This is a genomic window from Massilia sp. DD77 (assembly GCF_036961685.1).
In the GTDB taxonomy this organism is placed as follows: Bacteria; Pseudomonadota; Gammaproteobacteria; order Burkholderiales; family Burkholderiaceae_D; genus Telluria.
Window position 1 is genome coordinate 17,315 of record NZ_JBAMDH010000030.1, and the last position, 25,923, is coordinate 43,237.

Sequence of the window (25,923 nt, forward strand, 5' to 3'; positions counted from 1 at the left end):
CAAAGGGCAAATCGGATTTGCCTTGGGGAGAGAGATTGGATCAGTGCTGGGCCAGGGTCTTTCCTTCCACGCCCGCGCCATCCCAGCCGCCGCCCAGCGAGCGGATCAGGGCCACCGTCGTTACCGCCCGGTTGCCGCGCAGCTGGACCGCCGTGCGTTCGACCGCAGCCAGGTTGCGCTGGGCATCCAGCAGTTCCAGGTAGCTGGAGCGACCGGCGTCGTACAGCTTCTGCGCCAGGTCGGCCGAGCGGCGCGCCGACACCAGGGCGGCGTCGATCTGCTCGCCCTGTCCCGCCAGGATGCGCAGGCCGGCCAGATTGTCTTCGACCTCGGCGAAGGCGCTCAGCACGTTCTGCCGGTAGGTACCGACCGATTCCTCGAGCGCGGCTTCGCTGCGGATCACGTTGTTGCGGTTGCGGCCGCCGTCGATCAGGGGCATGGCCAGCAGGGCGCCGGTGACCCACGAGCGGCTGCTCCACTTGAACACCTCGGCAAAGGTGCCGCCGATGCCGCCGCCGCCCGCGCTCAGGGTCAGGGCCGGGAACATGGCGCCGCGCGCCACGCCGATGCGGGCGTTCGAGGCTTCCATGGCGCGCTGGGCGGCCACGATATCGGGACGGCGTTCCAGCAGCGAGGATGGCAGGCCGGCCGGGATCGACGGCATCAGGCTCGCATCCAGCAGCGGGCTCGGGCCGGCCACGTAGTCGGCCGCCGGCTTGCCCAGCAGGACCGCGAGCTGGTGCTCGGTGGTGGCGCGCTGGCGCTGCAGGCCGATGGCCTCGGCGCGTGCGGTGGCCAGTTCGGTGCGGGCGCGCGACAGGTCGAATTCGCCGATGTCGCCAAGGTCGAAGCGGCGCTGGGTGACCTTCACGCTTTCCTCGCGCAGGCCCACGGTGCGGTTGACGGTATCGAGCTCCGCATCGAGGGCGCGCAGGCGGAAGTAGGTCTGGGCCACGTCGGCCTGCAACGACAGCAGCACGGAACGGTAATTGGCCTCGGAGGTCGCCGCATCGCTGCGCGCGGCCGAGACGCCCGCCGCCACGCGGCCGAACAGGTCGACCTCGTAGCTCGCCGTCAGGCTGGCGCTATACGTGGTCTGGGCCTGGGTCGGCGTCCCTTGCGGCAGGTTCGCTTCCAAAGGCGCCGGGCGGGCGCGCTGGGCGCCGACGCCGATGCCCACCTGCGGCAGGCGGTCGGCGTTGGCGATGCCGGCAATGGCGCGCGCCTGCTTCACGCGGGCGGCCGCCACGGCCAGGTTGGCGTTGTTGGCGGTGGCCTCATCGACCAGGGCGGTAAGCGCCTGGTCGTTGAAGGCCAGCCACCACTGGCCGCGCGGCTGCTGTTCGGCCGGCTGCGCGGGCTTCCAGCGCGAGCCTTCGATGCCGGCGACTTCAGCCGAGGACTGCGGCACCTGCGATTCGCGGAAGGCCGCCGGGGTGGCGACGTTCGGCTGCTTGAATTCCGGGGTGGCGCAGGCCGTCAGGATCAAGGCCGCGAGCAGCGGGGCCACGCCCCTTGCGATCATGTTGTTCATCTTAATGCACTCCTTCCTTGCCATGCGCCGCACCATGAGCGTGCACCGGCTTTTCGAAACGTTTCGCCAGCATGCGCAGCAGCACATAGAAGAGCGGGGTCAGGAACAGGCCGAAGAAGGTCACGCCCAGCATGCCCGAGAACACGGCGATACCGATCGCGTGGCGCATCTCGGCGCCGGCCCCGCTCGAGAACACCAGCGGGATCACACCGGCGATGAAGGCGATCGAGGTCATCAGGATCGGACGCAGGCGCAGGCGGGAGGCTTCCAGCGCGGCGTCGATGACGCTGCGGCCATGGTCTTCCAGCTCGCGGGCGAATTCCACGATCAGGATCGCGTTCTTCGAGGCCAGGCCCACCAGCACGAACAGGGCGATCTGGGTGAAGACGTTGTTGTCGCCACCGGTCAGCTTCACGCCGATCAGCGCGCACAGGATCGACATCGGCACGATCAGGATCACCGACAGCGGCAGGGTCCAGCTTTCGTACTGGGCGGCCAGCACCAGGAACACCAGCAGCACGCACAGCGGGAACACGTAGATCATGGTGTTACCGGCCAGGATGTCCTGGTAGGTCAGCTCGGTCCATTCGTAGCTGATCCCTTTCGGCAGCACTTCGGCGGCGATCTTTTCCATCGCGGCCTGGGCCTGGCCCGAGGACACGCCCGGCGCCGGGCCGCCATTCAGCTCGGCGGCGACGTAGCCGTTGTAGCGCTGCACGCGGTCCGGACCATAGGTGTCCTTGATACGCATGAGCGAGGACAGCGGGATCATTTCGCCCTTGTCGTTGCGCACCTTGAGCTGCTCGATCTGCTCGGCGTGCGAGCGGAACTGCGCGTCGGCCTGGACCCGCACCTGGTAGGTACGGCCGAACTGGTTGAAGTCGTTCACGTACACCGAACCCAGGTTGACCTGCAGGGCCTGGTTGATCTCGGCCAGCGAAACGCCCAGCTGCTTGGCCTTCACACGGTCGATGTCGGCGAACAGCTGCGGCACGTTGATCTGGAAGCTCGAGAACACACCCGCCAGTTCCGGCGTCTGGGCGGCTTTCGCCTGCAGCGCCTGCATGGCCTTGTTGAGTTCATCGTAGCCGAGGTTGCCGCGGTCTTCGATCATCATCTTGAAGCCGCCGGTGGTGCCCAGGCCATTGACCGGCGGCGGCGACAGCACCAGCACGAAAGCCTCTTCGACGGCGCCCATGCGCTTGTTGATCTCGGCCGCGATGGCGTCCGCGCTCATCGATTTATCCTTGCGCTGGTCGAAGGGCGCCAGGGTGGTGAACACGATGCCGGCGTTCGGCGCGTTGGTGAAGCCGTTGATCGACAGGCCCGGGAAGGCGACCGAGGATTCCACGCCAGGGATTTCCTTGGCGATCGCGGACATCTTGCGGATCACGGCGTCGGTGCGGTCCAGCGAAGCGGCGTCCGGCAGCTGGGCGAAGCCGATCAGGTAGGCCTTGTCCTGCTGGGGCACGAAGCCCGGCGGCACCGCCTTGAACATGAACACGCCTGCCACTGCAAGGGCCAGGTAGACGCCCAGGGCGGCGACCTTGCGGCGCAGGACACCCTTCACGCCCACTTCGTACTGGTGCGACGAACGGGTGAAGAAGCGGTTGAAGCCGGCGAAGAAGCGGCCGAACACGGCGTCGATCATGCGGGTCAGGCGGTCCTTCGGCGCGTTATGCGGCTGCAGCAGCGTGGCCGACAAGGCCGGGGCCAGGGTCAGCGAGGCGAAGGCCGAGATCACGGTCGAGATCGCGATGGTCAGGGCGAACTGGCGGTAGAACTGGCCGGTCAGGCCGGACACGAAGGCGATCGGCACGAACACGGCGCACAGCACCAGGGCGATCGCGATGATCGGGCCGCTGACTTCCTTCATTGCCTGGATGGTGGCGTCGCGCGGGCTCAGGCCATTGGCGATGTTGCGCTCGACGTTTTCCACCACCACGATGGCGTCGTCGACCACGATGCCGATCGCCAGCACCAGGCCGAACAGCGACAAGGTGTTGATCGAGAAGCCGAAGGCCAGCATCACGGCGAAGGTGCCCACCACCGACACCGGCACCGCCAGCAGCGGAATCACCGAGGCGCGCCAGGTCTGCAGGAAGATGATCACCACCAGGGCCACCAGGGCCACGGCCTCCAGCAGGGTGTGGATGACGGAGTCGATCGACTCGCGGACGAACTGGGTCGGGTCGTACACGATGCTGTAGGCGACGTCCTTCGGGAAGTCCTTCGACAGTTCTTCCATCTTGGCGCGCACATCGGCGGACAACTGCAGGTCGTTGGCGCCGGGAGCGGCGAAGATCGGGATCGCGACCGCCGACTTGTTGTTCAGCAGCGAGCGCAGCGCGTAGGAACTGGAACCGAGTTCGATGCGGGCCACGTCCTTGAGCAGGGTGGTGCCGCCGTCCGCGTTGGTCTTGAGGACGATCTGGCCGAAGTCCTCGGTCGACTGCAGGCGGCCCTGGGTGTTCAGGGTGAGCTGGAAGTCGGCGTCCTTGGCCGGGCCCTGGCCGACCACGCCGGCCGCGACCTGCACGTTCTGCTCGCGGATCGCGGCGACCACGTCGCCCGCGGTCAGGTTGCGGGCGGCGACCTTTTGCGGGTCGAGCCAGACACGCATCGCGTAGTCGCCCGAACCGAAGATCTGCACTTCGCCCATGCCCTTGATGCGGGCCAGCTGGTCCTTGACGTTCAGCACCGCGTAGTTGCGCAGGTACAGGTCGTCATAGGCGCCGTTCGGCGAATTCAGGTGGACCACCATGGTCAGGTTGGGCGAGGCCTTCACCGTGGTGACGCCGATCTGGCGCACCTCTTCCGGCAGGCGCGGCAGGGCGCGCTGCACGCGGTTCTGCACCGCGGTCTCGGCCTGCTCGACATCGGTGCCGATCTTGAAGGTCACGGTCAGCGCCAGCGCGCCATCCGAGGTGTTTTGCGAAGACATGTAGAGCATGTCCTCGACGCCGTTGATCTGTTCTTCCAGCGGCGTGGCGACGGTTTCGGCGATCACTTTCGGATTCGCGCCCGGATACTGGGCGCGCACCACCACCGAGGGCGGCACCACTTCCGGATACTCCGACACCGGCAGCTTGAAAATCGAGATCAGGCCGCCGACGAAGATGAGCACCGACAGCACCGCCGCGAAGATCGGCTTGTCGACAAAGAATTTAGGGAAGTTCATGGATTACTCCTTGGCGCCGGCGTCCGCCATGGCCAGCTTGGTGTCCTTGATGCCGCTCGCGGTCGCCGTCATCGGCACGACCTGGGGCGCGATCGGGGCGCCGGGGCGCACGCGCTGCAGGCCGTTGACGACGATCTTCTCGCCCGCCTTCAGGCCCGAACGCACGATGCGCAGGCCGTCGATGGCCGGTCCCAGCTTGACGGCGCGGTATTCGGCCTTGTTGTCCTTGTCGACCACGAACACGAACTTGCGGTCCTGGTCGGTGCCGACGGCGCGGTCGGTGATCAGGACTTGCGGACGCGGTTCGCCGCCGGCGATCTGCACGCGGGCGAACAGGCCGGGCGCCAGCTGGCGGTCGGCATTGGCGAGGGTGGCGCGCATGCGCACGCTGCCGCTCTCGCTGTCGAGGCGGTTGTCGACGAATTCGAGCTTGCCGCTGTGCGGGAAGCCATCCTCGTTGGCCAGGCCCACCTTGACGTCCACCGCCTGGCCGGCGTGGGCGCGGCGGCTCACGCGCAGGTAGGTGTCCTCGTCGCCGTCGAAGCTGGCGTAGATGCGGTCCATCGACACGACCGAGGTCAGCACGGCGCTGGCGTCGACCAGGTTGCCGAGGGTAATTTCGGCCTTCGACACACGGCCGTCGATCGGCGACAGCACGCGGGTGTAGGCCAGGTTCAGCTTGGCCGCTTCGTGCTGGGCCTGGGCGGCGCGAGCGCTGGCGTCGAGTTCCTTCTGGCTGGCGGAGCGCTCGTCGAACTCGCGCTGGGCGATGGCTTTGTCCAGCAGCAGGCGCTCGGCGCGCTGCAGTTCCAGGCGCGCCAGGTCGGCGCGCGCCTTCGCGGCGGCGGCGGCCGCGCCGGCGCGGTCGGCTTCGGCCTGGTAGGGGCGCGGATCGATCACGAACAGCAGGTCGCCCTTCTTCACTTCGGCGCCCGGCTTGAAGTTGACGGCGGTAATGTAGCCCGACACGCGCGGGCGGATCTCGACCACGTCGATCGCTTCCAGGCGGCCCGAGAATTCCTGGGTCTCCAGCACCGGCTTCTCGACCACGACGGCCGCCGACACCGGCGGCGCGCTCGGGGCGCTTGGGGCGTCATTGCTGTTGGCGTCGGCGCAGCCCGTGAGCGCGGCGCCGGCCAGGCCGGCGACCGCCAGGGCGGCGGCCATCATGCGGAGTTTGCCCGTCCATTGTTGTTGGCTATTCATGATTAACCTTTCTTATGTGTTGCAAAAAAATCGTGCGTGCCCGCCATCGCGGAAACGCAGGCAAAAAGAAGCCCTTCCGCGCCCGTGGGCACGGTCGGTACGTCATTCGGTGGATCAGTCGGGAACGCTGGCTAGCGTCGACACCTTGCGGTGCGTAGGCACATGTCGGTCATGGTGAACTCCCTTCGTTGATATCGATGCCTGCAAAAACCGCAGGTAAAGCGCTGCCCCTGCCCTACACTCGGTAAGGCATCCGCTTGGCAGCCTGGATCCGGGCCGGACCCGGTATGTCGACGCGCTAGACGGGCGCGCCTCCCTGTCCCTCGATTCCCGAGAGGAAGATGCCGATCTCGCCCATCGCATGGACCTTGCACGCGCATTCGGTGCGTCCGTTCGGGTCGGTCAGCTGAGCCGGAGGCAGGCGGCGCACCGTGGTGCGCACACCTGCGTTGATCAATTTGGCGCCGTATTGTTCGGCTTCGTCGCGCAATGGGTCGTCCTCGGCCGACAGGATCAGGGCCGGCGGCAGGTTCTTCAGCCGGCTCGACTGCAGCGGCGACGCGTACGGGTGGGCACGGTCGGCGGCGTTCGGCAGGTAGCCCCGGTAGGCCTCGGCGCAGACGGCGGTCACTTTTTCGCGGTCCGGGCACAGGGTCATCTGGCGCATCGAGCAGGTGGTCAGGCCGGGATCGAGCATCGGCATGATCAGGAGCTGGCCGGCCAGTGCCGGTCCGCCGCGGTCGCGCGACATCAGGCCGCACACCGCCGCCAGGTTGGCGCCCGCCTCGATGCCGGACACCACCAGGTGCTTGCCAGTCCAGCCGAGCTTGGTCTTGTTCTTCTTTGCCCACAGCAGCACCGCATGCGCATCCTCGACCGCCGCCGGGAAAGGGCTGACGGTGGCCAGCGTGTAGCGCGAGGCCAGCACCAGCGGCTGGTGGTCGCTTTCGGCCAGCATGCGCAGGAATTCGTCCGCATCCTCCATGTCGTCGGCGATGAAGCCGCCGCCGTGGAAGAACACCACCAGGGTATCGCGCTTGGGCGCCGGGCCCGCCACGTAGAGGCGCGCCCCGAGCGGGCCGTTGGCGCCGCCGACGTCGAGTTCGCGCACCCTGAGGGCGAGATTCTCCGGCACCGCGCTCATCGGGCGGCCTCCGGGTCGCGCATTTCACGCAGCTGAACAATGCGCTCTTGCTGGCCATCGCACTCGTCGGCGCAGGCCATCTGCATCTGCATGGTCAGGGCGTGCAGGCCGCGCGCTTCGGCGCCCGCGGCGCGCGAGTAGGCGTCCGTGCCCAGCAGGCCCGCCAGGGCGACTGCGCTGACAGCGACCGCGGCCGTGGTGAAGATTCCGTCCCGAATGCTCATGACCAGCTCCGTAAGTGACTGCGACTTTATTTGTTGCGATGCACACATAATAGACATCATCTACAATCGGATAAAGATGGCAAAGCCGAATTGATTGTTCGGATTGATGAACAATGACATGATTCTGTCATTCGGAGGACGGGAAATGAACAAGTTACAGGCGATGGAAGTGTTCATCCAGGTGGTGGACTGCGGCAGCTTTACCAAGGCGGCGGACGCCCTGCAGCTGCCCAAGGCGACCGTCTCGACCCTGGTGCAGTCGCTGGAGACCGCCTTGTCGGCCAAGCTGCTGCACCGGACCACGCGCCAGGTGACGGTGACCTCGGACGGCGCCGCCTATTATGAACGCTGCGTGCGCATCCTGTCGGACGTGCGCGACGCCGAGGAATCGCTCTCGCGCCACCGGCTCAGCCCGAGCGGGCGGCTGCGGGTCGATGCGCCCACCGGCCTGTCGTCCGAGATCCTGCTGCCCGCCCTGCCCGCGTTCTTCGAGCGCTATCCCGACATCACCATGGAACTGGGCAGCAGCGACCGCCCGGTCGACCTGGTCGAGGAAGGGGTCGATTGCGCCGTGCGCGGCGGTGAGCTGTACGACACCAGCCTGATCGCGCGCCGGGTCGGCGTGGTCAATTTCGTCACCTGCGCATCGCCTGCCTATATCGAGCGCTACGGCATGCCCGAGCACCCGCGCGACCTCGAGCGCCACCGCTGCGTGAATTATTTTTCGGCCAAGACCGGCAAGATCTACAACTGGGACTTCACGCGCCACGGCGAGCGTATCGAGCTGGCGCTGCCGGGGGTGATCGCGCTGAACGATTCGAATGCCTACATCGAGGCCGGGCTGTCGGGGCTGGGCATCATCTTCATGGCCGATTACCTCCTGACCGAACACCTCGCCACCGGCCGCGTGGTGCGCCTGCTGGCGGACTGGCGCTCCGATCCGCTGCCGATCCACGTCGTGTATCCGCAGAACCGCCACCTGTCGGCCAAGGTGAGGGTGTTCGTGGAATGGGTGTCCGAGCTGTTCGCCAGCAATCCGCACCTGCGGCTGCAGCCGGCCGATTCCTCGCTGGCCCAGCCGCCGCTGCCGCCGGACGCTTTCCGGCTCGGGCAGTCGGTGTAGAATCGGCGCATAAAAACCATACCGGAGACCACCATGGAACACGCCTCGGCGCCGCGCAATATCGACATCCTGCTGGCGAAGTACGCGGAGAGCCACCAGGACCACACCAATGAGCTGATCCACTTCGTGTGCATTCCCGCGATCGTGTTCAGCCTGCTGGGCATCCTGTGGGCCATTCATCCGGTGGTGGCGCTGGCCGTGGTGCTGGGATCGCTGTACTACTACCTCAAGCTGTCGCGTCCCTTCGCGCTGGGCATGGGCGCCATGAGCCTCGCCATGCTGGCGCTGCTGGCCTTGCTGCCGGAGATGACGGTGCTGCCGGTGTCGATCGCGATCTTCGTCGTGGCCTGGATCGGGCAGTTCATCGGACACAAGATCGAGGGGAAGAAGCCGTCGTTTTTTGACGACTTGCGTTTCCTGTTGATTGGGCCGCTGTTCGTGTTGAGCTTCTTGTATCGGCGCATGAATCTCGCCTATTGAACCGTAGGGTGGACGGGGCCCCGTCCACCCGACGAATGCGGCACCGGGCAGCTCATACAAGATGCATGCGTGAAACTCGCGGACCACGTATACTTCCGCGATGCCTTCTTCCGTCCTGTTCACCGTCGCCTGCCTGATCTGGGGCTCCACCTTCTGGGCCATCACCTTGCAACTGGGGCACGTGGCCCCTTCCGTCTCGGTGGCCTACCGCTTCTTCCTCGCCGCCGCCGCGCTGTTCGCCATCTGCCTGGTGCGCCGCGACCGCCTGCTGCTGCCCTGGCGCACCCAGGGCTGGATGGCGCTGCAAGGCTTCCTGACCTTCGGCATCTCCTATGTCTGCACCTACGAGTCCGAGCTGCACGTGGTGTCCGGCCTGGTGGCCGTGATGTTCGCGCTGATGGTGTTCTGGACGCCCATGTGGAGCCGCATCTTCTTCGGAACAAGCATTGGCCGCCGCACCCTGGCCTGCGGGGCCGCCGCCACCGCCGGCGTGGCCATGCTCTTCTACCACTCGATCGCCACCGCCTGGCACGACCTGCAATCGGGCGGCGGCGGAGAATTCCTGGCCGGCGTGATCCTGGCGCTGGTCGCCACCCTTGCCAGTTCGGCCGGCAGCATCGTGGTCGGCAAGGTCAAGGAGCAGTGCGCCAACCTGCCGCTGTCCATGGCCTGGTCGATGCTGTGGGGCGCGTCCATGGTCGCCGCCTGGTCCCTCGCCAACGGCGAATCCTTCGACCTGCCGGAGGCAGGGAGCTACTGGATGGGCCTCGTCTACCTGTCGATCTTCGGCTCGGTGATCGCCTTCTTCGCCTACTTCACCCTGATCAGCCGCATCGGGCCGCAGAAGGCGGTCTATATCGGCGTGGTCACGCCGGTGCTGTCGGTACTGCTGTCGATCCAGCTCGAAGGCTACCGTCCCGGTCCCGTCGAATTCCTCGGCATGATCGTCTGCCTGGCCAGCGTGGCCTGGGCCCTGCGCGCACCCGCAGCCACACCGGTGCAATCCGCTAACCTGAACAACGCCATCGAAACGCCATGAGCACTGACACCGTCTTTTCCATCCGCCCCGCCCAGCCTTCCGACGTCTCCCATATCCACGGCATGATCGTGGAACTGGCCGTGTTCGAGAAACTCGAACACCTGGTGGTCGCCACCGAAGCCATGCTGCACGAAGGCCTGTTCGGCGTACGCCCGGCCTGCGAAGCCATCATCGGCGAAGAGAACGGCGAAGTGGTCGCCTTCGCGCTGTTCTTCCATAACTTCTCGACCTTCCTCACCAAGAAGGGCCTCTACCTGGAAGACCTGTACGTGCGCCAGGTCCACCGCGGCAAGGGCTACGGCACCCAGATGCTCAAGCACCTGGCGCAGATCGCGGTGGAGCGCGAATGCGGCCGCTTCGAGTGGTCGGTGCTGGACTGGAACGAACCGGCGATCCAGTTCTACAAGGCCATGGGCGCGGATATCTTGCCCGACTGGCGCATCTGCCGCGTCACGGGTGACAGCCTGGACGCCCTGGCCGAGCGCCGCTGAAACCGCAACGCAAAGAAAAACCCACGGGGCCTTGGGCGCCGTGGGCGAACCCATTTTTGACAAAATGGGGAGGGGAGATGGGAATCACTGAGGATCACTATAGACGTGCATCCTTAACGATCCATTAAACCTTACATTTGGTTACCGCTTGAACTGTTACCATGTAGGTCATCATTACCGACGTGGAAAAGCTTGCTTTGAGCGTTATCAAGCAATTGTTTTTCAATACGGGAAATGTCACGTAGGGTGAGCGGGAGAGCCGCCCAACCTACAATATGCCGGCCTTGAACACTGCCTTGCAAGGATTGAAGCCGATCGCATAGGCCAGGTCCGCCGGGCGGGCGATGTCCCACACGGCCAGGTCGGCCTGCTTGCCCACTTCCAGGGTCCCGATCTCGTCCTGCAGCCCGAGCGCGCGGGCGGCATGCAGCGTCGTGCCGAGCAGCGCCTCCTGCGGCGTCAGGCGCCATAAGGTGCAGGCCATGTTCATCGCCAGCAGCAGCGATGTCATGGGCGAGGTGCCCGGATTGCAGTCGGTCGATACCGCCATCGGCACGCCCGCTTCGCGCAGGGCGGCCACCGGCGGCGGCGTGGTCTCGCGCAGGAAGTAGTAGGCGCCCGGCAGCAGCACGGCCACCGTGCCCGCCGCCGCCATCGCGGCCACGCCTTCCGGCGACAGGTATTCGAGATGGTCGGCCGACAGCCCTTTGTAGCGCGCCACCAGGGCGGCCCCCTGCTGGTCCGACAGCTGTTCGGCGTGCAGCTTGACCGGCAGGCCGAGCGCGCGCGCGGCGGCGAAGATCCGCTCGGTCTGGGCGTTGGAAAAGCCGATGCGCTCGCAGAAGGCGTCCACCGCGTCGACCAGTCCCTGCTGCGCCAGCCGCGGCAGCATGCGCTCGCACACTTCCGTCACGTAGTCGTCGGCGCGGCCCGCGAATTCCGGCGGCAGCGCGTGCGCACCGAGGAAAGTGGTGCGCACCCGCACGCCCAGCTGTTCGCCGAGGCGGCGCGCCGCCTGCAGCATGCGCGCTTCCGCTTCCAGCTCCAGCCCGTAGCCGGACTTGATCTCGAGCGTCGTCACCCCTTCGCGCAGCATGGCGCGCACGCGCGGCAGGCTTTCACTCACCAGCGCGTCGACGCTTGCCTCGCGCGTGGCGCGCACCGTGGACATGATGCCGCCGCCCTGGCGCGCGATGTCCTCGTAGGTGGCGCCGTTCAGGCGCGCCTCCCATTCGTTGCTGCGGTTGCCGGCGTGGACGATGTGGGTGTGGCAGTCGACCAGGCCCGGGGTGATCCAGGCGCCGCCGCAGTCGTGCTCGCGCGCCGCGGGCGGAGCGTCCGCGCGCGGGCCGATCCAGGCGATGCGCCCGTCCTTCACCGCCAGCGCGGCGTCACGCAGTTCACCGTAGCCCTCGGCCATCGTGGCCAGGTGGGCATTGGTGAACAGCAGGTCCGCTTCACTCATACATTTCCTCGTCGTCCTCGTCCGAGTGGTAGTTGATGTCGACGATGTAGATGGTCGCCTGCCCCGCTTCCAGGTTCCAGGTGTGGTCCGGGTCGAGCACCACGGCGTCGTAGCGCACCAGGCCGATGCGCTCCTCGTCGCTGGACAGCTCCAGGCTGTCGCCCTCGGCCAGGAACAAGACCGTCACGTCGGCGCGCGTCACGAAGCGGGAATCGCCGCTCAGGCGGCGGCGTCCGAACTGGTGGTAGCAGCGCTCGCTGCGCGTCATGACGTTGAAGTCCGTCGTCACGCCGCGGCTGAGCTTTGCCGACACCTCGGAGGCGCCGTCGAACTGGGCCACCGGCTCGGCCTCGCTGATCAGGCTCGGCTCGCCGTCGATCTGCAGGGTCATGCCGTGCCCATCGACCAGGGCCAGTGTGCGGTCCACGCCCGGGAACTGCGAGAAGGCGCCGTCCTCGGCGATGGTGGCCAGGCTGACGCGCCAGTCGAAGTCCTCGAAGCCGGCGTCCGGCGGGCCGATGGCGATCTCGATGGTGCTGCCGCCGCCGTTCTTCCACGGCACCGGCGACAATCCTGCGAATGGAATCAAGACGGTCATTGGCTCCCCTCCCGCAATTGTTTGACAGCTTGGCGATAGCGCTGCGCGATCGCATCCTGCGCCATGTGCCGCCCACCCTGGACCACCCAGCGCCCGCCGCACAGCACGTCGCGCACCAGGTTGTCGTTACCGCAAAACAGGAATCGACCCAGCACGTCCGCATCCAGCACGCCATCCAGGTTCGGATGGCCGCCGTCGAGGACCAGCAGGTCGGCGCGCCTGCCCTCTTCCAGCGCACCCACGCGCCGTCCCGCCGCCGCGGCCCCGCCGCGCAGGGCGGCCTGCCACAGGAATTCGCCCACGTCGCGCTGTTCGCCCTTGACGGCGATATTGCGGCGCTGGTGCACCAGGCGCTGGCCATACTCCAGCCAGCGCAGTTCCTCGACCGGGCTTTGCGACACATGGCTGTCGCTGCCCACGCCGAAGGCGCCGCCGGCCGCGAGGAAGGCTTCGAGCGGGAACAGGCCGTCGCCCAGGTTGGCCTCGGTGGTCGGGCACAGGCCGGCGATGGCGCCGCTGCGCGCCAGCGCCTGCACCTCGCCATCGTTCAGGTGGGTGGCGTGCACCATGCACCAGCGCGCGTCGAGCGCGACCCCGTCCATCAGGTACTCGACCGGGCGCTTGCCGGCATAGGCCAGGCATTGCTCGACCTCGGCCTGCTGCTCCGCGATGTGGATGTGCAGCGGCCGCGCCGGTGGCAGCGCCGCCGCCAGTGCGCGCACCTGGTCCAGGGTGGCCGCGCGCAGCGAGTGCGGCGCGGCGCCGACTTCGAGCTGGCCGTTGCGCAGCGGCGCGAGCGCCTCGACGATGCCGAGCACGTCGTCCACGCCGGTGCGGAAGCGCCCTTGCGCGGGTTTGAGCGGCTGCTCGCCGAAGCCGGCATGGCTGTACAGCACCGGCAGCAGGGTCAAGCCCATGCCCGCGGCCTGGGCGGCCGCGGCGACGCGTTCCGCGGTCTCCGCCACGCGCGCATAGGGCTGGCCGTCGGGAGCCCGCTGCAGGTAATGGAATTCGCAGACCGAAGTGTAGCCGTGGCGCAGGCACTCGGAGAACAGCTGGGCGGCGATGGCCTCGATCTGCTCGGGCGTGATGCTGGCGGCGAAGCGGTACATCAGGTCGCGCCAGGTCCAGAAACTGTCCGGCCCGTCGCCTGCGCGCTCGGTCAGCCCGCCCAGCGCGCGCTGGAAGGCGTGCGAATGCAGGTTGACCATCCCCGGCAGGACGTAGTCGGCGCGGGCCACGTTCAGCGGCGGCGGCGAATCGGCTTGGACGCGGGTCAGGTCGCCGTGGATGTCCCACTCGACCAGCACGTCGCGCCGCCACCCGCCGGGCAGCAGCGCATGGCGCGCGAACAAGGCCCTCATGAGCGCCCGCTCCCCTGCACCCATTCCACCGCGCCGCCAATCATGGCGCGCAGCAGGGGCTGCACCTCGGCCGCCACGTCCGGGCGGTATGCGAAGGGTGGCGCCTCGTTCATGTACAGGCACTGGCACATCTCGAGCTGGATCGCGTGCACGTTTTCTTGCGGCTGGCCGTAGTGGCGGGTGATGTGGCCGCCCTTGAAGCGGCCGTTGACGGCGATGCTGAAGCGGTCCTGGGCGCGCGCAATGCCCACCACCGCGTCTTCCAGGCCTTGGGCGCAGGACTTGCCTTCGGCGGTGCCGAAGTTCAGGTCGGGCAGCCGGCCTTCGAAGAAGCGCGGCACGACGGACGCGATGGAGTGCGCATCCCACAGCACCACGCTGCCGAACTCGCGCTTGAGCCGGTCCAGTTCCGTGCGCAGCTGGTGGTGGTAGGGCGTCCAGTAGCGGTCCAGGCGCCGGCGCACTTCCGCTTCATCGGGCTCCTTCCCTTCCAGGTAGAGCTTTTCGTCGCCGAAGGTGTCGACCGGGCACAGGCCGGTGGTGCTCATGCCCGGATACAGGTTGGTGTTCTCGGGCGGGCGGTTCAGGTCGATCAGGTAGCGCGACCAGCGCGCCGACAGCACCGACACGCCCATCTCCTCGAGGAAGCCATAGAGTTCCGGCAGGTGCCAGTCGGTGTCGGCGCGCGCCTGCGCGCAGGGCGCGAGCCGCCCCGCGACCTCGTCGGGAATATCGGTGCCCACGTGGGGCATCGACACCAGCATGGGAAGCCTGCCTGCCTTGAACCGGAACTCCATTGCGACTCCTGATGTTGTTGATTACGGGTGCAGCACCGTGAACAGCTCCTTGCACGCGGCCGACAGCTCGCCGCCGACGACCATGCGGCGCGCCGCCTCGATATCCGGCGCGAAGAAACGGTCGGCATCGTAGGGAGCAACTTTGGCGCGCAGGGCGGCGTGCACCTGCTCCAGGATGCCGGAACTGGTCAGCGGACGGTGGAATTCGATGCCCTGGGCCGCCGCCAGCAGTTCGATCGCCACGATAACAGCCGTATTGTGCGCCATCTGGTCGAGACGGCGCGCCGCGAACGTCGCCATGCTGACGTGGTCTTCCTGGTTGGCCGAGGTCGGCAGGCTGTCCACGCTGGCGGGGTGGGCATGCGACTTGTTTTCCGAGGCCAGCGCGGCCGCCGTCACGTGGGCGATCATGAAGCCCGAGTTCAGGCCCGGCTCGCGCACCAGGAAGGCCGGCAGGCCGGACAGGTTGGCGTCGATCAGCAGCGCGATGCGGCGCTCGGCCAGGGCGCCGATCTCGGCGATCGCCAGCGCCAGGGTATCGGCGGCGAAGGCCACCGGTTCGGCATGGAAATTCCCGCCAGAAATAATCTCGCCGCCTTCGAACAGCAGCGGGTTGTCGGTGACGGCATTCGCCTCGATCAGGAGCGTGCGGCCGGCGTTGGCGATCAGGTCCATGACGGCGCCCATCACCTGCGGCTGGCAGCGCAGGCTGTACGGGTCCTGCACGCGCTCGTCGCCCACCAGGTGCGAAGCGCGGATGGCGCTGCCCGCCACGAGCTGGCGGTAGATGTTGGCCGCGGCGATCTGCCCAGGCTGGCCGCGCACCGCGTGGATGCGCGCATCGAAGGGCGCGTCGCTGCCGCGCGCGGCGTCGACCGACAGGGCGCCGGTGACCATGCCCGCTTCCAGCAGGCGCTCGGCCATGAACAGGCCGTGCAGGGCCAGCGCGGTCGAGACCTGGGTGCCGTTGATCAGGGCCAGGCCTTCTTTCGCTTCCAGCTCGATCTGTTCGATGCCGGCCGCGCGCAGGGCGTCCGCCGCATCCAGCAGTTCGCCGTTCACGCGCACCTGGCCGACGCCGAGCATCGGCAGGGTCATGTGGGCCAGCGGCGCCAGGTCGCCCGAGGCGCCCACCGAACCTTGTGCGGGAATCGCCGGCATGATCCCCGCGTTGAGCATCTTGATGAGCGTTTCGATGATCACCGGGCGCACGCCCGAGTAGCCGCGCGCCAGGCTGCCGATCTTGGTCAGGAGGATCAGGCGCACGATGGTGTCCGACAGCAGTTCGCCGGTGCCCACCGCGTGCGACAGGATCAGGTTGCGCTGCAGGGTCGCCAGCTGGTCGTGCGGGATATGGGCCTTGGCCAGGATGCCGAAGCCGGTGTTGATGCCGTAGGCCGGGTCGCCCTTGGCGACGATGGATTTCACGGTGGCGGCCGAGGCCTTGATCGCATCCCAGGCCTCGTCGGCCAGGGTGAGCTGCACCGGCGCGGCCCAGACGGCGCGCAGGTCGGATAGAAGCAGCTGGCCGGGTTGCAGGGTGAGTGCGTGATGGTGGTGGTTCATGTCTACAACCTTACTTGATCATCGGGAGGTTCAGGCCATTGCGCTTGGCCGTGTCGATTGCGCTTTGGTAGCCGGCGTCGGCGTGGCGCATCACGCCCGAGCCGCTGTCGTTGACCAGCACGCGCGCCAGGCGCTTGGCGGCGGCCTCGGTGCCGTCGGCCACGATCACCACGCCCGAATGCTGCGAATAGCCCATGCCCACGCCGCCGCCGTGGTGCAGCGAGACCCAGGTGGCGCCGCCGGCGGTGTTCAGCATGGCGTTCAGGAGCGGCCAGTCGGAGACCGCGTCGGTGCCGTCGCGCATCGCTTCGGTCTCGCGGTTCGGACTGGCGACCGAGCCGGTGTCCAGGTGGTCGCGGCCGATCACGATCGGCGCCTTCAGTTCGCCGGTGCGCACCATCTCGTTGAAGGCCAGGCCGGCCAGGTGGCGCTCGCCCAGGCCCAGCCAGCAGATGCGCGCCGGCAGGCCCTGGAAGGCGATGCGCTCGCGCGCCATGTCGAGCCAGCGGTGCACGCGCGCGTGCTGCGGGAACAGCTCCTTGATCTTGGCGTCGGTTTTATAGATGTCTTCCGGATCGCCCGACAGCGCCACCCAGCGGAAGGGGCCGCGGCCTTCGCAGAACTGGGGACGGATATAGGCCGGCACGAAGCCCGGGAAGGCGAAGGCATCCTCGACGCCCTCGTCCTTGGCCACCTGGCGGATGTTGTTGCCGTAGTCGACAGCGTAGGCGCCCATGGCCTTGAAGTCGAGGATGGCGCGCACGTGGACGGCGCAGGACTTGGCCGCCGCGTCCTTCAGGCGCGCGTGTTCCGCCGGGTTCTGCTGGGCGGCCTTCCATTCTTCCACGCTCCAGCCGATCGGCAGGTAGCCGTTGATCAGGTCGTGGGCCGAGGTCTGGTCGGTGACCAGGTCCGGCACCAGGCCGCCGTTCTTCGCACGCCGGACCAGCTCCGGCAGGATCTCGGCGGCATTGCCCAGCAGGCCGATCGAGACCGCCTCGCGGCGCCCGGTGTACTCCTTGACCATGCTGAGCGCTTCGTCGATGTCCCTGGCCTGCTTGTCCAGGTAGCGGGTGCGCAGGCGGAAGTCGATGCTGCTCTGCTGGCATTCGATGTTCAGCGACACCGCGCCCGCAAACGTAGCGGCCAGCGGCTGGGCGCCGCCCATGCCGCCCAGGCCCGCGGTCAGGATCCAGCGGCCGCTCATGGTCCCACTGAGGTCGCCGCCGAAGTGCTGGCGCCCGGCTTCGGCGAAGGTCTCGTAGGTGCCCTGCACGATGCCCTGGGTGCCGATGTAGATCCAGCTGCCGGCGGTCATCTGGCCGTACATGAACAGGCCCTTGCGGTCGAGTTCATTGAAGTGTTCCCAGGTGGCCCACTTGGGCACCAGGTTGGAGTTCGCCAGCAGCACGCGCGGGGCGTCGGGGTGGGTCTGGAACACGCCGACCGGTTTACCGGACTGGATCAGCAGGGTCTGGTCGTCTTCCAGTTCCTTCAGCGAGGCGAGGATCTGGTCGTAGCATTCCCAGTTGCGGGCCGCGCGGCCGATGCCGCCGTAGACCACCAGGCTTTGCGGGTTTTCCGCGACCTCGGCGTCGAGGTTGTTCTGGATCATGCGGTAGGCGGCTTCGGTCAGCCAGCTCTTGCAGGACAGTTCGCTGCCGCGCGGGGCGCGGATCACGCGGGAAGGGTCGACGCGGGGGTCGTCGAGGCGGGGCGATTCAGTGGACATGGCGGCTCCTTCGGGGTCGAGGTCGGCACGTGCGAAGGCGCACGCGCGGTGTGCTGCACTGAAGTCTAGGTTGTCTATACAACTAAGTCAAATCATTTTGGCATGGTGCTTGTGCTGTATTTTTCGGCAGCGGGTATGCGGGCAAACTTGGGACCCCGCCTTCGCGCCAGTGGCGGGAATGACGTGCAAAGTGCGTGTCCGAAGTGACGACATCTATTCTCTCGCTCCCCAAACCAACGTCATCCCCGCGCAGGCCGGGACAATGCCACTGGCATTGTCCCGCCCAAGTTCGTCGCCCACCCAAGTCATTTTTTGAACACCTGCCGTCCGCCCACCCAGGTTTCCAGCACCCCGGTCTTGTGAATATCGTAAGTCGGCATCCTGAACATATCCCGATCAATCACGATAAAGTCCGCCTGCTTCCCCTCCTCCAGCGACCCGAGCGACTTTTCCTGGTGCCCCGCATACGCCGCATCCAGGGTAAAGCACTTGAACGCCTCCTTCAGCGACATCGCCTGGTTCGGATACCACCCCGCCACCGGCTGCCCCTGCGCATCCTGGCGCGTCACGGCGGCGTGGATGCCGAAGAAGGGATTCGGCGCTTCCACCGGGAAGTCCGAGCCGCAGGCGATGCGCGAGCCCTGGTGCAGGAAGCTGCGCCAGGCGTAGGCGCCCTTGATGCGTTCCGGGCCGACGCGGGTCTCGGCCATGTTCTTGTCCGAGGTCGCATGGGTCGGCTGCATCGACGGGATGATGCCCAGGGTCTTGAAGCGCGGGATGTCGTCCAGGGTCACGACCTGGGCGTGCTCGATGCGGTGGCGCTGGGCTTCGCTCTTCGTCGCCGCCAGCTCCTTCTTGTAGATGCCCAGGATCTGGCGGTTGCCGGCGTCGCCGATGGCGTGCACGTTGACCTGGTAGCCCTTGCGCATGGCCTTGGCCATCTTCGCATCCATCTGGGCCATGTTAAAGAACAGCAGCCCATGCGAATGCGGCTCGTCGCTGTAGGGCTTGATCAGGGCCGCGCCTCGGCTGCCCAGGGCGCCGTCCGAGTACAGCTTCACCGAACGCAGCGCGTACATGCCCTTGCCGTAGTCCTTGAGCGGACCGTTCTTGGCGAGCACATCGAAATCCTTGTCGGTGCCGCCGATCATGGCGTACACGCGGGCGGTCAGCTTGCCTTGATCGGCATAGGCGCGGTACAGGCGGTCTTCCGCCACGCCGATGCCGGCGTCGTGCACGCTGGTCAGGCCCACGCGCGCCATTTCCTGCAGCGCGCGGTCGAGCATCACGCGGCCTTCGGCCTCGGTCTGCTGCGGCAGCACCTTGGTCACCAGCTCCTGGGCCGCATCCACCAGCACGCCGGTGGCCTCGCCGTTCGCGTCGCGCATGATCTTGCCGCCCACCGGGTCCGGCGTCGATTTGGTGATGCCGGCCAGCGCCAGAGCGCGGCTGTTGGCCCAGCCGGCATGGCCGTCGACCCGCTCCAGCCATACCGGACGGTCGCTCACCACGGCGTCCAGCTCGGACGCCAGCGGGAAACGGCCCAGCTTCCAGTTTTCCTGGTTCCAGCCGCGGCCGCGGATCCAGGCGTGCTTGGGGTTGGCGCGTGCGTAGTCGCCAATGGCCTTCGTCGCCTGCGCGAGCGAGGTAGTGCTGAACAGGTCGAGCTGGGTCAGCTGCTGGCCCAGGCCGAAGACGTGGCCGTGGGCGTCGATCAGGCCCGGCAGCACGGTGCGTCCGCCCATGTCGATGCGGCGTGCGTTCTTCGCCTTTGCCGACACCTCCGCGCCGGCGCCCACCGCGACGATCCTGCCCTGGTCGTCGAAGGCCAGCGCCGTGAACTGCACCAGCTCGCCCTTGGCGTTCAGGGTGTAGCCGTTGGCGTTGTCGATGACGGTATCGGCCATGGCCGGGAGGCTGCCGAGGGCAGCTGCGATGAACAGGGAAATCGGGCGCACGCGCATGCTTGTTCTTCTCCGTGAAATAGGTATCCCGCGCCTCGTGGGCGCGGTACGGAGAAGTATAGGGTAAACCTAGGCGGCGTCGTGAAAGATGATCCCCAGGGTATGGCGGCTGCCCTGGCGCAGGCGGCTCACGCCGTGGCGCATGGCCACCCGGTAGACACCGCGCGTGCCCTGCACCGGGCGTCCGTTGACGGGAAAGACCACGGCGTCGCCCTGCCCCAAGGGCACCACCTCGGCGCGCGACTGCATGCGCGGGCGCTGCTCCGTCAATACGAACTCGCCGCCCTCGAAGTCGGCGCCGGGCCGGGACAGCAGCACCGCCACCTGCAGCGGGAACACGTGCTCGCCGTACAGGTCCTGGTGCAGGCAGTTGTAATCACCCGTGCGGTAGCGCAGCAGCAGCGGCGTCGGACGCAGCTGGCCGGCGCCGTGGCAGCGCGCCAGGAAGTCCGCGTGCGCTTCCGGGAAGCGCAGGTCCTGCCCGAGCGCCGCCTGCCAGCGGTTGGCGATGCGCGCCAGCGGCGGATACAGGCGGGTGCGCAGCCAGTCCAGCGCGCCCGGGAGCGGATAGGAAAAATACTGGTACTCGCCGCGGCCGAAGCCGTGGCGCTCCATCACGACGCGGCTGCGAAAGCCCTCTGGCCTATCGTAGAGCGCCGCATACCAGCCGCATTCGTCGGGCGACAGCAGGCCGGGAATGAGGGCGCAGCCCTGCTCGTCGAGCTGCGCCCCGACGCCATCCCAGTCGACCCGCATCATTGGCCCGCCTCGCGGTCCAGCAGCGCACGCTTGCGCTCGATGCCCCAGCGGTAGCCGGACAGCGCACCATCGAGGCGTACCACGCGGTGACAGGGAATCGCCACCGCCACCGGATTGGCGGCGCAGGCCCCGGCCACGGCGCGCGCGCCACCCTTCAGGCCCACGCGCTCGGCCAGTTCGGCATAGCTGACGGTCTGGCCGGCCGGGATCTCGCGCAGCGCCTGCCACACGCGCTGCTGGAAAGCGGTGCCACGCACGTCCAGCGGCAGGTCCAGCCCGACGCGCGGGGCCTCGACCAGGCCGATGACGCGGGCCACGGTCTGCTCGAAGCCGGCCTCGGCGCCGAGCAGCTCGGCGCGCGGGAAGCGCTCCTGCAGGTCGTGCACGAGGGGCTCGGGTTCGTCGCCGATCAGCACCGCGCAGATGCCGCGCCCGGTGGCCGCCACCAGGATCGCGCCCAGCGAACACTGCGCCACCGCGAAACGGATGGTCTCGCCCTGCCCGCCCGCGCGGTAGCGGCCGGGTGTCATGCCGAGCAGGTCGCCGGATGCGGCATAGAAGCGCCCGCTCGAGCCGAAGCCGGCTTCGTAGATGGCGTCGGTGACGCTTGGCGCTTCCGGCAGCTGGGCGCGCACGCGGGCCGCGCGCTGGGCCGCCGCGTAGGCCTTGGGCGTGATGCCGGTGTGGGCCTTGAACACGCGGTGGAAGTGGAAGCGGCTCATGCCGGCGGCCTGGGCCAGGCTGTCGAGATCCGGCTCCTCTTCGGAGGTCTCGATCAGGCGGCAGGCGCGGGCAATGGCCTCGGCCTGGCGCTCGGCCAGGGGCGCCTCGTTCGGCCTGCAGCGCAGGCAGGGGCGAAAGCCCGCGGCCTCGGCCTGCGCGCCATCGTCATGGAAGGCGACGTTGGCGCGCCGCGCCGGACGCGAGGGGCAGGAAGGACGGCAGTAGACGCCGGTGCTGCGCACCGAATACACGAAACAGCCGTCGGCGGCGCGGTCGCGGCGCTGGACGGCGTCCCAGCGCGCCTCGTCGGTATCGAATGCTTGTGTTGGCATGGCGGCGTTCATGATGATGCTCCGAATATCGAATGGCTCCATCCTAGCCCCTGGCGCCGGGGGAAGCACTCCGGGTCTTGCTTTCGAATCCCGGTTAAAATCCCAGGCGACGGCAGCGCCGCCCCGGCCTGTCAAGATCGGCTCCCGGGAGAGTAGTTTGGAAGAACAGACCGCGCAAGACAGTACGCCCATTTTCCAGCGCATCAAGGATTACCTGGTCGGCGAAATCGCCGCCGGACGCTGGAAGGAAGGCGAGCTCGTGCCCTCCGAGCAGGCCCTGGTGCGCCAGTTCGGCGTGTCGCGCATGACCGTCAACCGCGCCGTGCGCGAGCTCACCGCCGAGCAGGTGCTGACGCGGCGCCAGGGTTCAGGCACCTACGTCGCCCCGCAGAAATACCAGGCGACCCTGGTCGAGATCCGCAACATCGCCGACGAGATCCGCGCGCGCGGCAAGGCGCACCGCGCCAGCGTGCGCCTGCTGCGCCAGGAGGACGCCGGCGACGAGCTGGCCGCCGAGTTCGAGCTGGAGCCGGGCGCGCCCCTGTTCCACTCGCTGATCCTGCACTTCGAGAACGACATCCCGATCCAGCTCGAGGACCGCTGGGTCAATCCGGAATGCGCCCCGGCCTACCTGGAGCAGGACTTTACGGTCATCACCCCGAACGAACACCTGATGCAGGCGGCCCCGCTGCAGGGCGCCACCTACACCATCGAAGCCCATCCGGCCCAGCCTGACGTGGCCGCCGTGCTGGCGGTGCCGGTCGACAGCTGCTGCCTGGTCTTGCACCGCCGCACCACCTCGGCCGGGCGCGTGGCCTCGGTCGCCACCATGTGGCATCCGGGCCACCTGGCGCGCTTCACAGGCAGCGTGTAAGCGCGCCGAACAACACCTCCATGGCTGCGTTGCGTCGTCTCGCCGTACGGTTGTACTGTCTTCGACTCCGCGTCGGAGGGCCGCATCCCTTGCCCTGGAAGTTTTGTCCGGCGCTCTAAAGGCATCGCGCGACGAAAATTTGCGGCAACGCTGGTCATTTGTTCAAAATCCTGCCCATAATGGCGCTCCTTTTCGTCGAGATGCTTTCTTAACCATGAGCCAAACCGAACTCGCTCGCCCAAGCGCCGCGCCCAAGCGCGTGCTGGTGCTCGACGACGACCGGTTCGTGCTGGAAGTGCTGGAAGAAATGCTGGCCGCAGCAGGCCCCTATCATGTCGCCACCGAGGAGGACGCGCGCATCGCCTTGGCCCGGCTGGGCGAGCACCGTCCTGACGTGGTGATCCTCGACTTGATGCTACCCGACATGGATGGCATCGAGTTCCTGCAGGCCGCCGCCGTCCAGGGTTTCCGCGGCAAGGTGGTGGTGCTGACCGCCCTCGACGACGGGCTGCGCGACGCCGCCTGCGACCTGGCGCGCGCCCTCGGCCTGGAGGTCTCCGGAGGCTTCAGCAAGCCGATCGGCGCCGCGCAATTGCGGCATGCCGTGGAATGTTGAGATTTTGTACAAACTGATAAACACTTTTTAAAAAAATGGGGTATTATTCGCCTCATTCCCCGCCTGACACCCTCTAGCCGTTTCTCCATATTGATATTTGCGCACAGTGCCTCCACCATTGTGTAGCAGCAATATATTGTGTAGTGCACGGCAGCCGGCTGAGACATCGCGCACGATCGGTCTCCAGGCGTTAATTGAATCCCTACCTCATTTGAGGAAACCATGAGCGAAAACATCAAACATATCAGCGACGCATCCTTCGACACCGACGTGCTCAAGTCCGAGCGCCCGGTTCTGGTGGACTTCTGGGCCGAGTGGTGCGGCCCGTGCAAGATGATTGCACCGATCCTGGAAGAAGTCGCCAAGGAATACGAAGGCAAGGTCACGATCGCCAAGCTGGACGTCGACGCGAACCAGGCCGTGCCGGCCAAGTTCGGCATCCGCGGCATTCCGACGCTGATCCTGTTCAAGAATGGTGTTGCCGCTGCCCAGAAAGTGGGCGCCATGGCCAAAGGCCAGCTGACCGCATTCATCGACAGCAACATTTAAGAAAAAAAGAGACAAGCGGCGGCGGCGCGCCCGCGCCACCGTCATCCTGGACGGAAGAACTACCTGGTTCTTCCGGCTTGATTAAACCAGCCACGCAGCTCCCTCCCCTACCTTTACTTTCCCATCACGGGACACCCATACAAACATGCATTTATCTGAACTGAAGGCAATGCACGTCTCCGCCCTGCTGGAGATGGCCATCGGCCTCGACATCGACAACGCAGCCCGCCTGCGTAAACAGGAACTGATGTTCGCGATCCTGAAGAAGCGCGCGAAAGGCGGCGAACAGATCTTCGGCGACGGCGCCCTCGAAGTGCTGCCGGACGGCTTCGGGTTCCTGCGTTCGCCGGACGCCAGCTACATGGCCTCGACCGACGACATCTACATCTCGCCGTCGCAGATCCGCCGGTTCAACTTGCATACGGGTGACTCGATCGAAGGGGAAGTGCGGACACCGAAGGACGGCGAGCGCTACTTCGCGCTGGTCAAGGTCGACAAGGTCAACGGCGAATCGCCGGAAGCCTCGAAGCACCGCATCCTGTTCGAGAACCTGACCCCGCTGCACCCGAACGAGCCGCTGCGCCTGGAGCGCGACATGAACGGCGCCGAGAACATCACCGGCCGCATCGTCGACCTGATCTCGCCGATCGGCAAGGGCCAGCGCGGCCTGCTGGTCGCCTCGCCGAAGTCGGGCAAGTCGGTCATGCTGCAGCACATCGCGCACGCCATCACCGCCAACCACCCCGACGTGACCCTGATCGTGCTGCTGATCGACGAACGTCCGGAAGAAGTGACCGAGATGCAGCGTTCGGTGCGCGGCGAAGTGGTCGCCTCGACCTTCGACGAACCGGCCACCCGCCACGTGCAGGTCGCCGAGATGGTGCTGGAAAAAGCCAAGCGCCTGGTCGAGATGAAGAAGGACGTCGTGATCCTGCTGGACTCGATCACCCGTCTGGCACGCGCCTACAACACCGTGATCCCGGCCTCGGGCAAGGTGCTGACCGGCGGTGTCGACGCCAACGCGCTGCAGCGTCCGAAGCGCTTCTTCGGCGCCGCCCGCAACGTCGAGGAAGGCGGCTCGCTGACCATCGTCGCGACCGCGCTGATCGAAACCGGTTCGCGCATGGACGACGTGATCTACGAAGAATTCAAGGGCACCGGCAACATGGAAGTGCACCTGGAGCGCCGCCTGGCCGAGAAGCGCGTCTACCCGGCGATCAACCTGAACAAGTCGGGCACCCGCCGCGAAGAGCTCCTGATCAAGCCGGACCAGCTGCAGAAGATCTGGATCCTGCGCAAGCTGCTGTACTCGATGGACGAGATCGAAGCGATGGAGTTCATCCTCGACAAGATGCGCGCGACCAAGAACAATGTCGAGTTCTTCGACATGATGCGCCGCGGCGGTTAAGTCCTCCGCAGCCTCGCGCGAAAGGCGGCCTGGACGGCCGCCTTTTTCTTTGGTGCGTGGGGAAAGGATATCGGGCGGCCTGCGGGCAAGCTTGGGTCCCCGCCTTCGCGGGGATGACGTTGATTGATGGTGCGTGATAAAGGTATCGCGATGTCGGACACGTCCCTCAAGCCGTCGTTCCGGCGAAGGCCGGGACCCAAGTTTGCCGCCCCCCCGTATTCTCATTATGACAACGGCCCCCAGCACACCGGTTGCCCCCGCCCCCAAACCACTTTATAATCTCCGGTTCAGTCAACCCTGGCAAGTGATCGGCAATCGGGTCAAGAAGCAGCACGACCGACGAAGTGTCTTTTGGCTACCAACCTAATCAGAGGCAATACTATGAAGACCGATATCCATCCAGAATACCGCGAAGTCGTGTTCCACGACCTGTCCTGCGATTTCAAGTTCGTCACCCGTTCGACCATCGCTACCCGCGAAAAGATCACCCACGAAGGTAAAGAATACCCGCTGATCAAGATCGAAGTCTCGGCTGAATCGCACCCGTTCTACACCGGCAAGCACAAGATCGTCGACACCGCTGGCCGCGTCGAGAAGTTCCGCCAGAAGTTCGGTTCGGTCGGTTCGAAGACCGCGGTCGCCAACGGCTAATTTGCCGGGCACCGATCCGGAGCACTCCGGAGCACCCAGAAAGAAGCCGGTTCGTCCGGCTTCTTTTTTTTCGCGGCTATACTACGCGATTATTTTCCTGCAT

Annotated in this window: 23 protein-coding genes; 9 read left to right on the forward strand and 14 right to left on the reverse strand. The window is 66.8% G+C overall.

The features are described from left to right. Positions 1 to 40: 40 nt before the first annotated feature. The 5 genes from V7778_RS18065 to V7778_RS18085 form a co-directional block, all read right to left on the reverse strand. Positions 41 to 1,534 carry an efflux transporter outer membrane subunit gene (locus V7778_RS18065; protein ID WP_335557789.1) on the reverse strand — a complete coding sequence of 498 codons (1,494 nt, stop codon included), beginning with the start codon at positions 1,532 to 1,534 and terminating at the stop codon, positions 41 to 43. 1 nt (position 1,535) lies between these two features. Then, positions 1,536 to 4,715 (reverse strand): efflux RND transporter permease subunit, encoded by a 3,180-nt coding sequence (locus tag V7778_RS18070; protein ID WP_335557791.1) that lies wholly within the window; start codon positions 4,713 to 4,715, stop codon positions 1,536 to 1,538. A gap of 3 nt (positions 4,716 to 4,718) precedes the next feature. Next, complete coding sequence (locus tag V7778_RS18075) at positions 4,719 to 5,921, reverse strand: efflux RND transporter periplasmic adaptor subunit (protein WP_335557794.1); 1,203 nt, start codon at positions 5,919 to 5,921, stop codon at positions 4,719 to 4,721. Positions 5,922 to 6,219: 298 nt separating this feature from the next. After that, the gene (locus V7778_RS18080) at positions 6,220 to 7,065 is read right to left on the reverse strand and encodes an alpha/beta hydrolase (protein WP_335557796.1); all 846 of its coding nucleotides are present in this window, start codon (positions 7,063 to 7,065) and stop codon (positions 6,220 to 6,222) included. Further along, a complete protein-coding gene (locus V7778_RS18085) occupies positions 7,062 to 7,289 on the reverse strand; it encodes a hypothetical protein (RefSeq protein ID WP_335557797.1) in 228 nt (75 codons plus the stop codon). Before V7778_RS18085 ends, V7778_RS18080 begins: the two co-directional genes overlap by 4 nt. A 145-nt stretch (positions 7,290 to 7,434) precedes the next feature. Here V7778_RS18085 and V7778_RS18090 point away from each other — a divergent pair, with 145 nt between their 5' ends. The 4 genes from V7778_RS18090 (at position 7,435) to V7778_RS18105 (ending at position 10,422) form a co-directional block, all read left to right on the forward strand. After that, a complete protein-coding gene (locus V7778_RS18090) occupies positions 7,435 to 8,412 on the forward strand; it encodes a LysR family transcriptional regulator (protein WP_335557799.1) in 978 nt (325 codons plus the stop codon). A 33-nt stretch (positions 8,413 to 8,445) separates the two neighbouring features. Then, positions 8,446 to 8,892, forward strand: a complete 447-nt coding sequence (locus V7778_RS18095) for an Mpo1 family 2-hydroxy fatty acid dioxygenase (protein WP_335557800.1) — start codon at positions 8,446 to 8,448, stop codon at positions 8,890 to 8,892. Between the two features lie 100 nt (positions 8,893 to 8,992). Next, positions 8,993 to 9,931: a DMT family transporter gene (locus tag V7778_RS18100; protein ID WP_335557801.1), complete on the forward strand. Its 939-nt coding sequence runs from the start codon at positions 8,993 to 8,995 to the stop codon at positions 9,929 to 9,931. Beyond that, positions 9,928 to 10,422 carry a GNAT family N-acetyltransferase gene (locus tag V7778_RS18105; protein ID WP_335557803.1) on the forward strand — a complete coding sequence of 165 codons (495 nt, stop codon included), beginning with the start codon at positions 9,928 to 9,930 and terminating at the stop codon, positions 10,420 to 10,422. The genes V7778_RS18100 and V7778_RS18105 overlap by 4 nt, the downstream gene beginning before the upstream one ends. A 268-nt stretch (positions 10,423 to 10,690) precedes the next feature. Here the strand turns inward: V7778_RS18105 and hutI are convergent, their stop codons facing one another. The 9 genes from hutI to ada all read right to left on the reverse strand — a co-directional run bounded on the left by hutI (position 10,691) and on the right by ada (position 21,722). Continuing rightward, positions 10,691 to 11,887, reverse strand: a complete 1,197-nt coding sequence (gene hutI, locus V7778_RS18110; RefSeq protein ID WP_335557805.1) for an imidazolonepropionase — start codon at positions 11,885 to 11,887, stop codon at positions 10,691 to 10,693. After that, complete coding sequence (locus V7778_RS18115; RefSeq protein ID WP_335557807.1) at positions 11,880 to 12,485, reverse strand: HutD/Ves family protein; 606 nt, start codon at positions 12,483 to 12,485, stop codon at positions 11,880 to 11,882. The genes hutI and V7778_RS18115 overlap by 8 nt, the downstream gene beginning before the upstream one ends. Beyond that, positions 12,482 to 13,849, reverse strand: a complete 1,368-nt coding sequence (locus V7778_RS18120; protein WP_335557809.1) for a formimidoylglutamate deiminase — start codon at positions 13,847 to 13,849, stop codon at positions 12,482 to 12,484. Before V7778_RS18120 ends, V7778_RS18115 begins: the two co-directional genes overlap by 4 nt. After that, entirely contained in the window at positions 13,846 to 14,646 is an 801-nt protein-coding gene (gene hutG / locus V7778_RS18125; RefSeq protein WP_335557810.1) for an N-formylglutamate deformylase, read from the reverse strand. The genes V7778_RS18120 and hutG overlap by 4 nt, the downstream gene beginning before the upstream one ends. A 21-nt stretch (positions 14,647 to 14,667) precedes the next feature. Continuing rightward, on the reverse strand, positions 14,668 to 16,212 hold the full coding sequence (hutH, locus tag V7778_RS18130; RefSeq protein ID WP_335557812.1) for a histidine ammonia-lyase: 1,545 nt from the start codon (positions 16,210 to 16,212) through the stop codon (positions 14,668 to 14,670). A 10-nt stretch (positions 16,213 to 16,222) separates the two neighbouring features. Continuing rightward, positions 16,223 to 17,944: a urocanate hydratase gene (gene hutU, locus V7778_RS18135; RefSeq protein ID WP_335557814.1), complete on the reverse strand. Its 1,722-nt coding sequence runs from the start codon at positions 17,942 to 17,944 to the stop codon at positions 16,223 to 16,225. A 305-nt stretch (positions 17,945 to 18,249) separates the two neighbouring features. Continuing rightward, positions 18,250 to 19,908 carry an amidohydrolase gene (locus V7778_RS18140; protein ID WP_335557816.1) on the reverse strand — a complete coding sequence of 553 codons (1,659 nt, stop codon included), beginning with the start codon at positions 19,906 to 19,908 and terminating at the stop codon, positions 18,250 to 18,252. A gap of 69 nt (positions 19,909 to 19,977) precedes the next feature. Next, positions 19,978 to 20,667 (reverse strand): 2OG-Fe(II) oxygenase, encoded by a 690-nt coding sequence (locus V7778_RS18145; protein ID WP_335557818.1) that lies wholly within the window; start codon positions 20,665 to 20,667, stop codon positions 19,978 to 19,980. Next, entirely contained in the window at positions 20,664 to 21,722 is a 1,059-nt protein-coding gene (gene ada, locus V7778_RS18150) for a bifunctional DNA-binding transcriptional regulator/O6-methylguanine-DNA methyltransferase Ada (protein WP_335557820.1), read from the reverse strand. Before ada ends, V7778_RS18145 begins: the two co-directional genes overlap by 4 nt. A gap of 157 nt (positions 21,723 to 21,879) precedes the next feature. Between ada and hutC the strand changes: the two genes are divergently transcribed. From hutC to V7778_RS18175, 5 genes are all read left to right on the forward strand, one after another. Continuing rightward, positions 21,880 to 22,596: a histidine utilization repressor gene (gene hutC, locus V7778_RS18155; protein WP_335557822.1), complete on the forward strand. Its 717-nt coding sequence runs from the start codon at positions 21,880 to 21,882 to the stop codon at positions 22,594 to 22,596. A gap of 214 nt (positions 22,597 to 22,810) precedes the next feature. Next, the gene (locus V7778_RS18160; protein ID WP_335557824.1) at positions 22,811 to 23,212 is read left to right on the forward strand and encodes a response regulator; all 402 of its coding nucleotides are present in this window, start codon (positions 22,811 to 22,813) and stop codon (positions 23,210 to 23,212) included. Between the two features lie 222 nt (positions 23,213 to 23,434). Beyond that, entirely contained in the window at positions 23,435 to 23,761 is a 327-nt protein-coding gene (gene trxA / locus V7778_RS18165) for a thioredoxin TrxA (protein WP_211518438.1), read from the forward strand. 145 nt (positions 23,762 to 23,906) lie between these two features. Then, positions 23,907 to 25,169, forward strand: coding sequence for a transcription termination factor Rho (gene rho, locus V7778_RS18170; RefSeq protein WP_312512806.1), 1,263 nt, complete (start codon positions 23,907 to 23,909; stop codon positions 25,167 to 25,169). Positions 25,170 to 25,550: 381 nt separating this feature from the next. After that, positions 25,551 to 25,820 carry a type B 50S ribosomal protein L31 gene (locus V7778_RS18175; RefSeq protein WP_335557828.1) on the forward strand — a complete coding sequence of 90 codons (270 nt, stop codon included), beginning with the start codon at positions 25,551 to 25,553 and terminating at the stop codon, positions 25,818 to 25,820. The last annotated feature ends 103 nt before the right edge of the window (positions 25,821 to 25,923 follow it).

Excerpts from the sequence above, each read along its gene's own strand:
- V7778_RS18065 (WP_335557789.1), bottom strand. The coding sequence starts at position 1,534 with ATGAACAACATGATCGCAAGGGGCGTGGCCCCGCTGCTCGCGGCCTTG.
- hutG (WP_335557810.1), bottom strand. The coding sequence starts at position 14,646 with ATGGAGTTCCGGTTCAAGGCAGGCAGGCTTCCCATGCTGGTGTCGATG.
- V7778_RS18095 (WP_335557800.1), top strand. The coding sequence starts at position 8,446 with ATGGAACACGCCTCGGCGCCGCGCAATATCGACATCCTGCTGGCGAAG.
- V7778_RS18085 (WP_335557797.1), bottom strand. The coding sequence starts at position 7,289 with ATGAGCATTCGGGACGGAATCTTCACCACGGCCGCGGTCGCTGTCAGC.
- V7778_RS18140 (WP_335557816.1), bottom strand. The coding sequence starts at position 19,908 with ATGCGCGTGCGCCCGATTTCCCTGTTCATCGCAGCTGCCCTCGGCAGC.
- hutU (WP_335557814.1), bottom strand. The coding sequence starts at position 17,944 with ATGTCCACTGAATCGCCCCGCCTCGACGACCCCCGCGTCGACCCTTCC.
- V7778_RS18120 (WP_335557809.1), bottom strand. The coding sequence starts at position 13,849 with ATGAGGGCCTTGTTCGCGCGCCATGCGCTGCTGCCCGGCGGGTGGCGG.
- trxA (WP_211518438.1), top strand. The coding sequence starts at position 23,435 with ATGAGCGAAAACATCAAACATATCAGCGACGCATCCTTCGACACCGAC.
- V7778_RS18145 (WP_335557818.1), bottom strand. The coding sequence starts at position 20,667 with ATGATGCGGGTCGACTGGGATGGCGTCGGGGCGCAGCTCGACGAGCAG.
- hutH (WP_335557812.1), bottom strand. The coding sequence starts at position 16,212 with ATGAACCACCACCATCACGCACTCACCCTGCAACCCGGCCAGCTGCTT.
- V7778_RS18080 (WP_335557796.1), bottom strand. The coding sequence starts at position 7,065 with ATGAGCGCGGTGCCGGAGAATCTCGCCCTCAGGGTGCGCGAACTCGAC.
- V7778_RS18160 (WP_335557824.1), top strand. The coding sequence starts at position 22,811 with ATGAGCCAAACCGAACTCGCTCGCCCAAGCGCCGCGCCCAAGCGCGTG.
- ada (WP_335557820.1), bottom strand. The coding sequence starts at position 21,722 with ATGCCAACACAAGCATTCGATACCGACGAGGCGCGCTGGGACGCCGTC.
- rho (WP_312512806.1), top strand. The coding sequence starts at position 23,907 with ATGCATTTATCTGAACTGAAGGCAATGCACGTCTCCGCCCTGCTGGAG.
- V7778_RS18075 (WP_335557794.1), bottom strand. The coding sequence starts at position 5,921 with ATGAATAGCCAACAACAATGGACGGGCAAACTCCGCATGATGGCCGCC.
- hutI (WP_335557805.1), bottom strand. The coding sequence starts at position 11,887 with ATGAGTGAAGCGGACCTGCTGTTCACCAATGCCCACCTGGCCACGATG.
- V7778_RS18100 (WP_335557801.1), top strand. The coding sequence starts at position 8,993 with ATGCCTTCTTCCGTCCTGTTCACCGTCGCCTGCCTGATCTGGGGCTCC.
- V7778_RS18070 (WP_335557791.1), bottom strand. The coding sequence starts at position 4,715 with ATGAACTTCCCTAAATTCTTTGTCGACAAGCCGATCTTCGCGGCGGTG.
- V7778_RS18090 (WP_335557799.1), top strand. The coding sequence starts at position 7,435 with ATGAACAAGTTACAGGCGATGGAAGTGTTCATCCAGGTGGTGGACTGC.
- V7778_RS18115 (WP_335557807.1), bottom strand. The coding sequence starts at position 12,485 with ATGACCGTCTTGATTCCATTCGCAGGATTGTCGCCGGTGCCGTGGAAG.
- V7778_RS18105 (WP_335557803.1), top strand. The coding sequence starts at position 9,928 with ATGAGCACTGACACCGTCTTTTCCATCCGCCCCGCCCAGCCTTCCGAC.
- V7778_RS18175 (WP_335557828.1), top strand. The coding sequence starts at position 25,551 with ATGAAGACCGATATCCATCCAGAATACCGCGAAGTCGTGTTCCACGAC.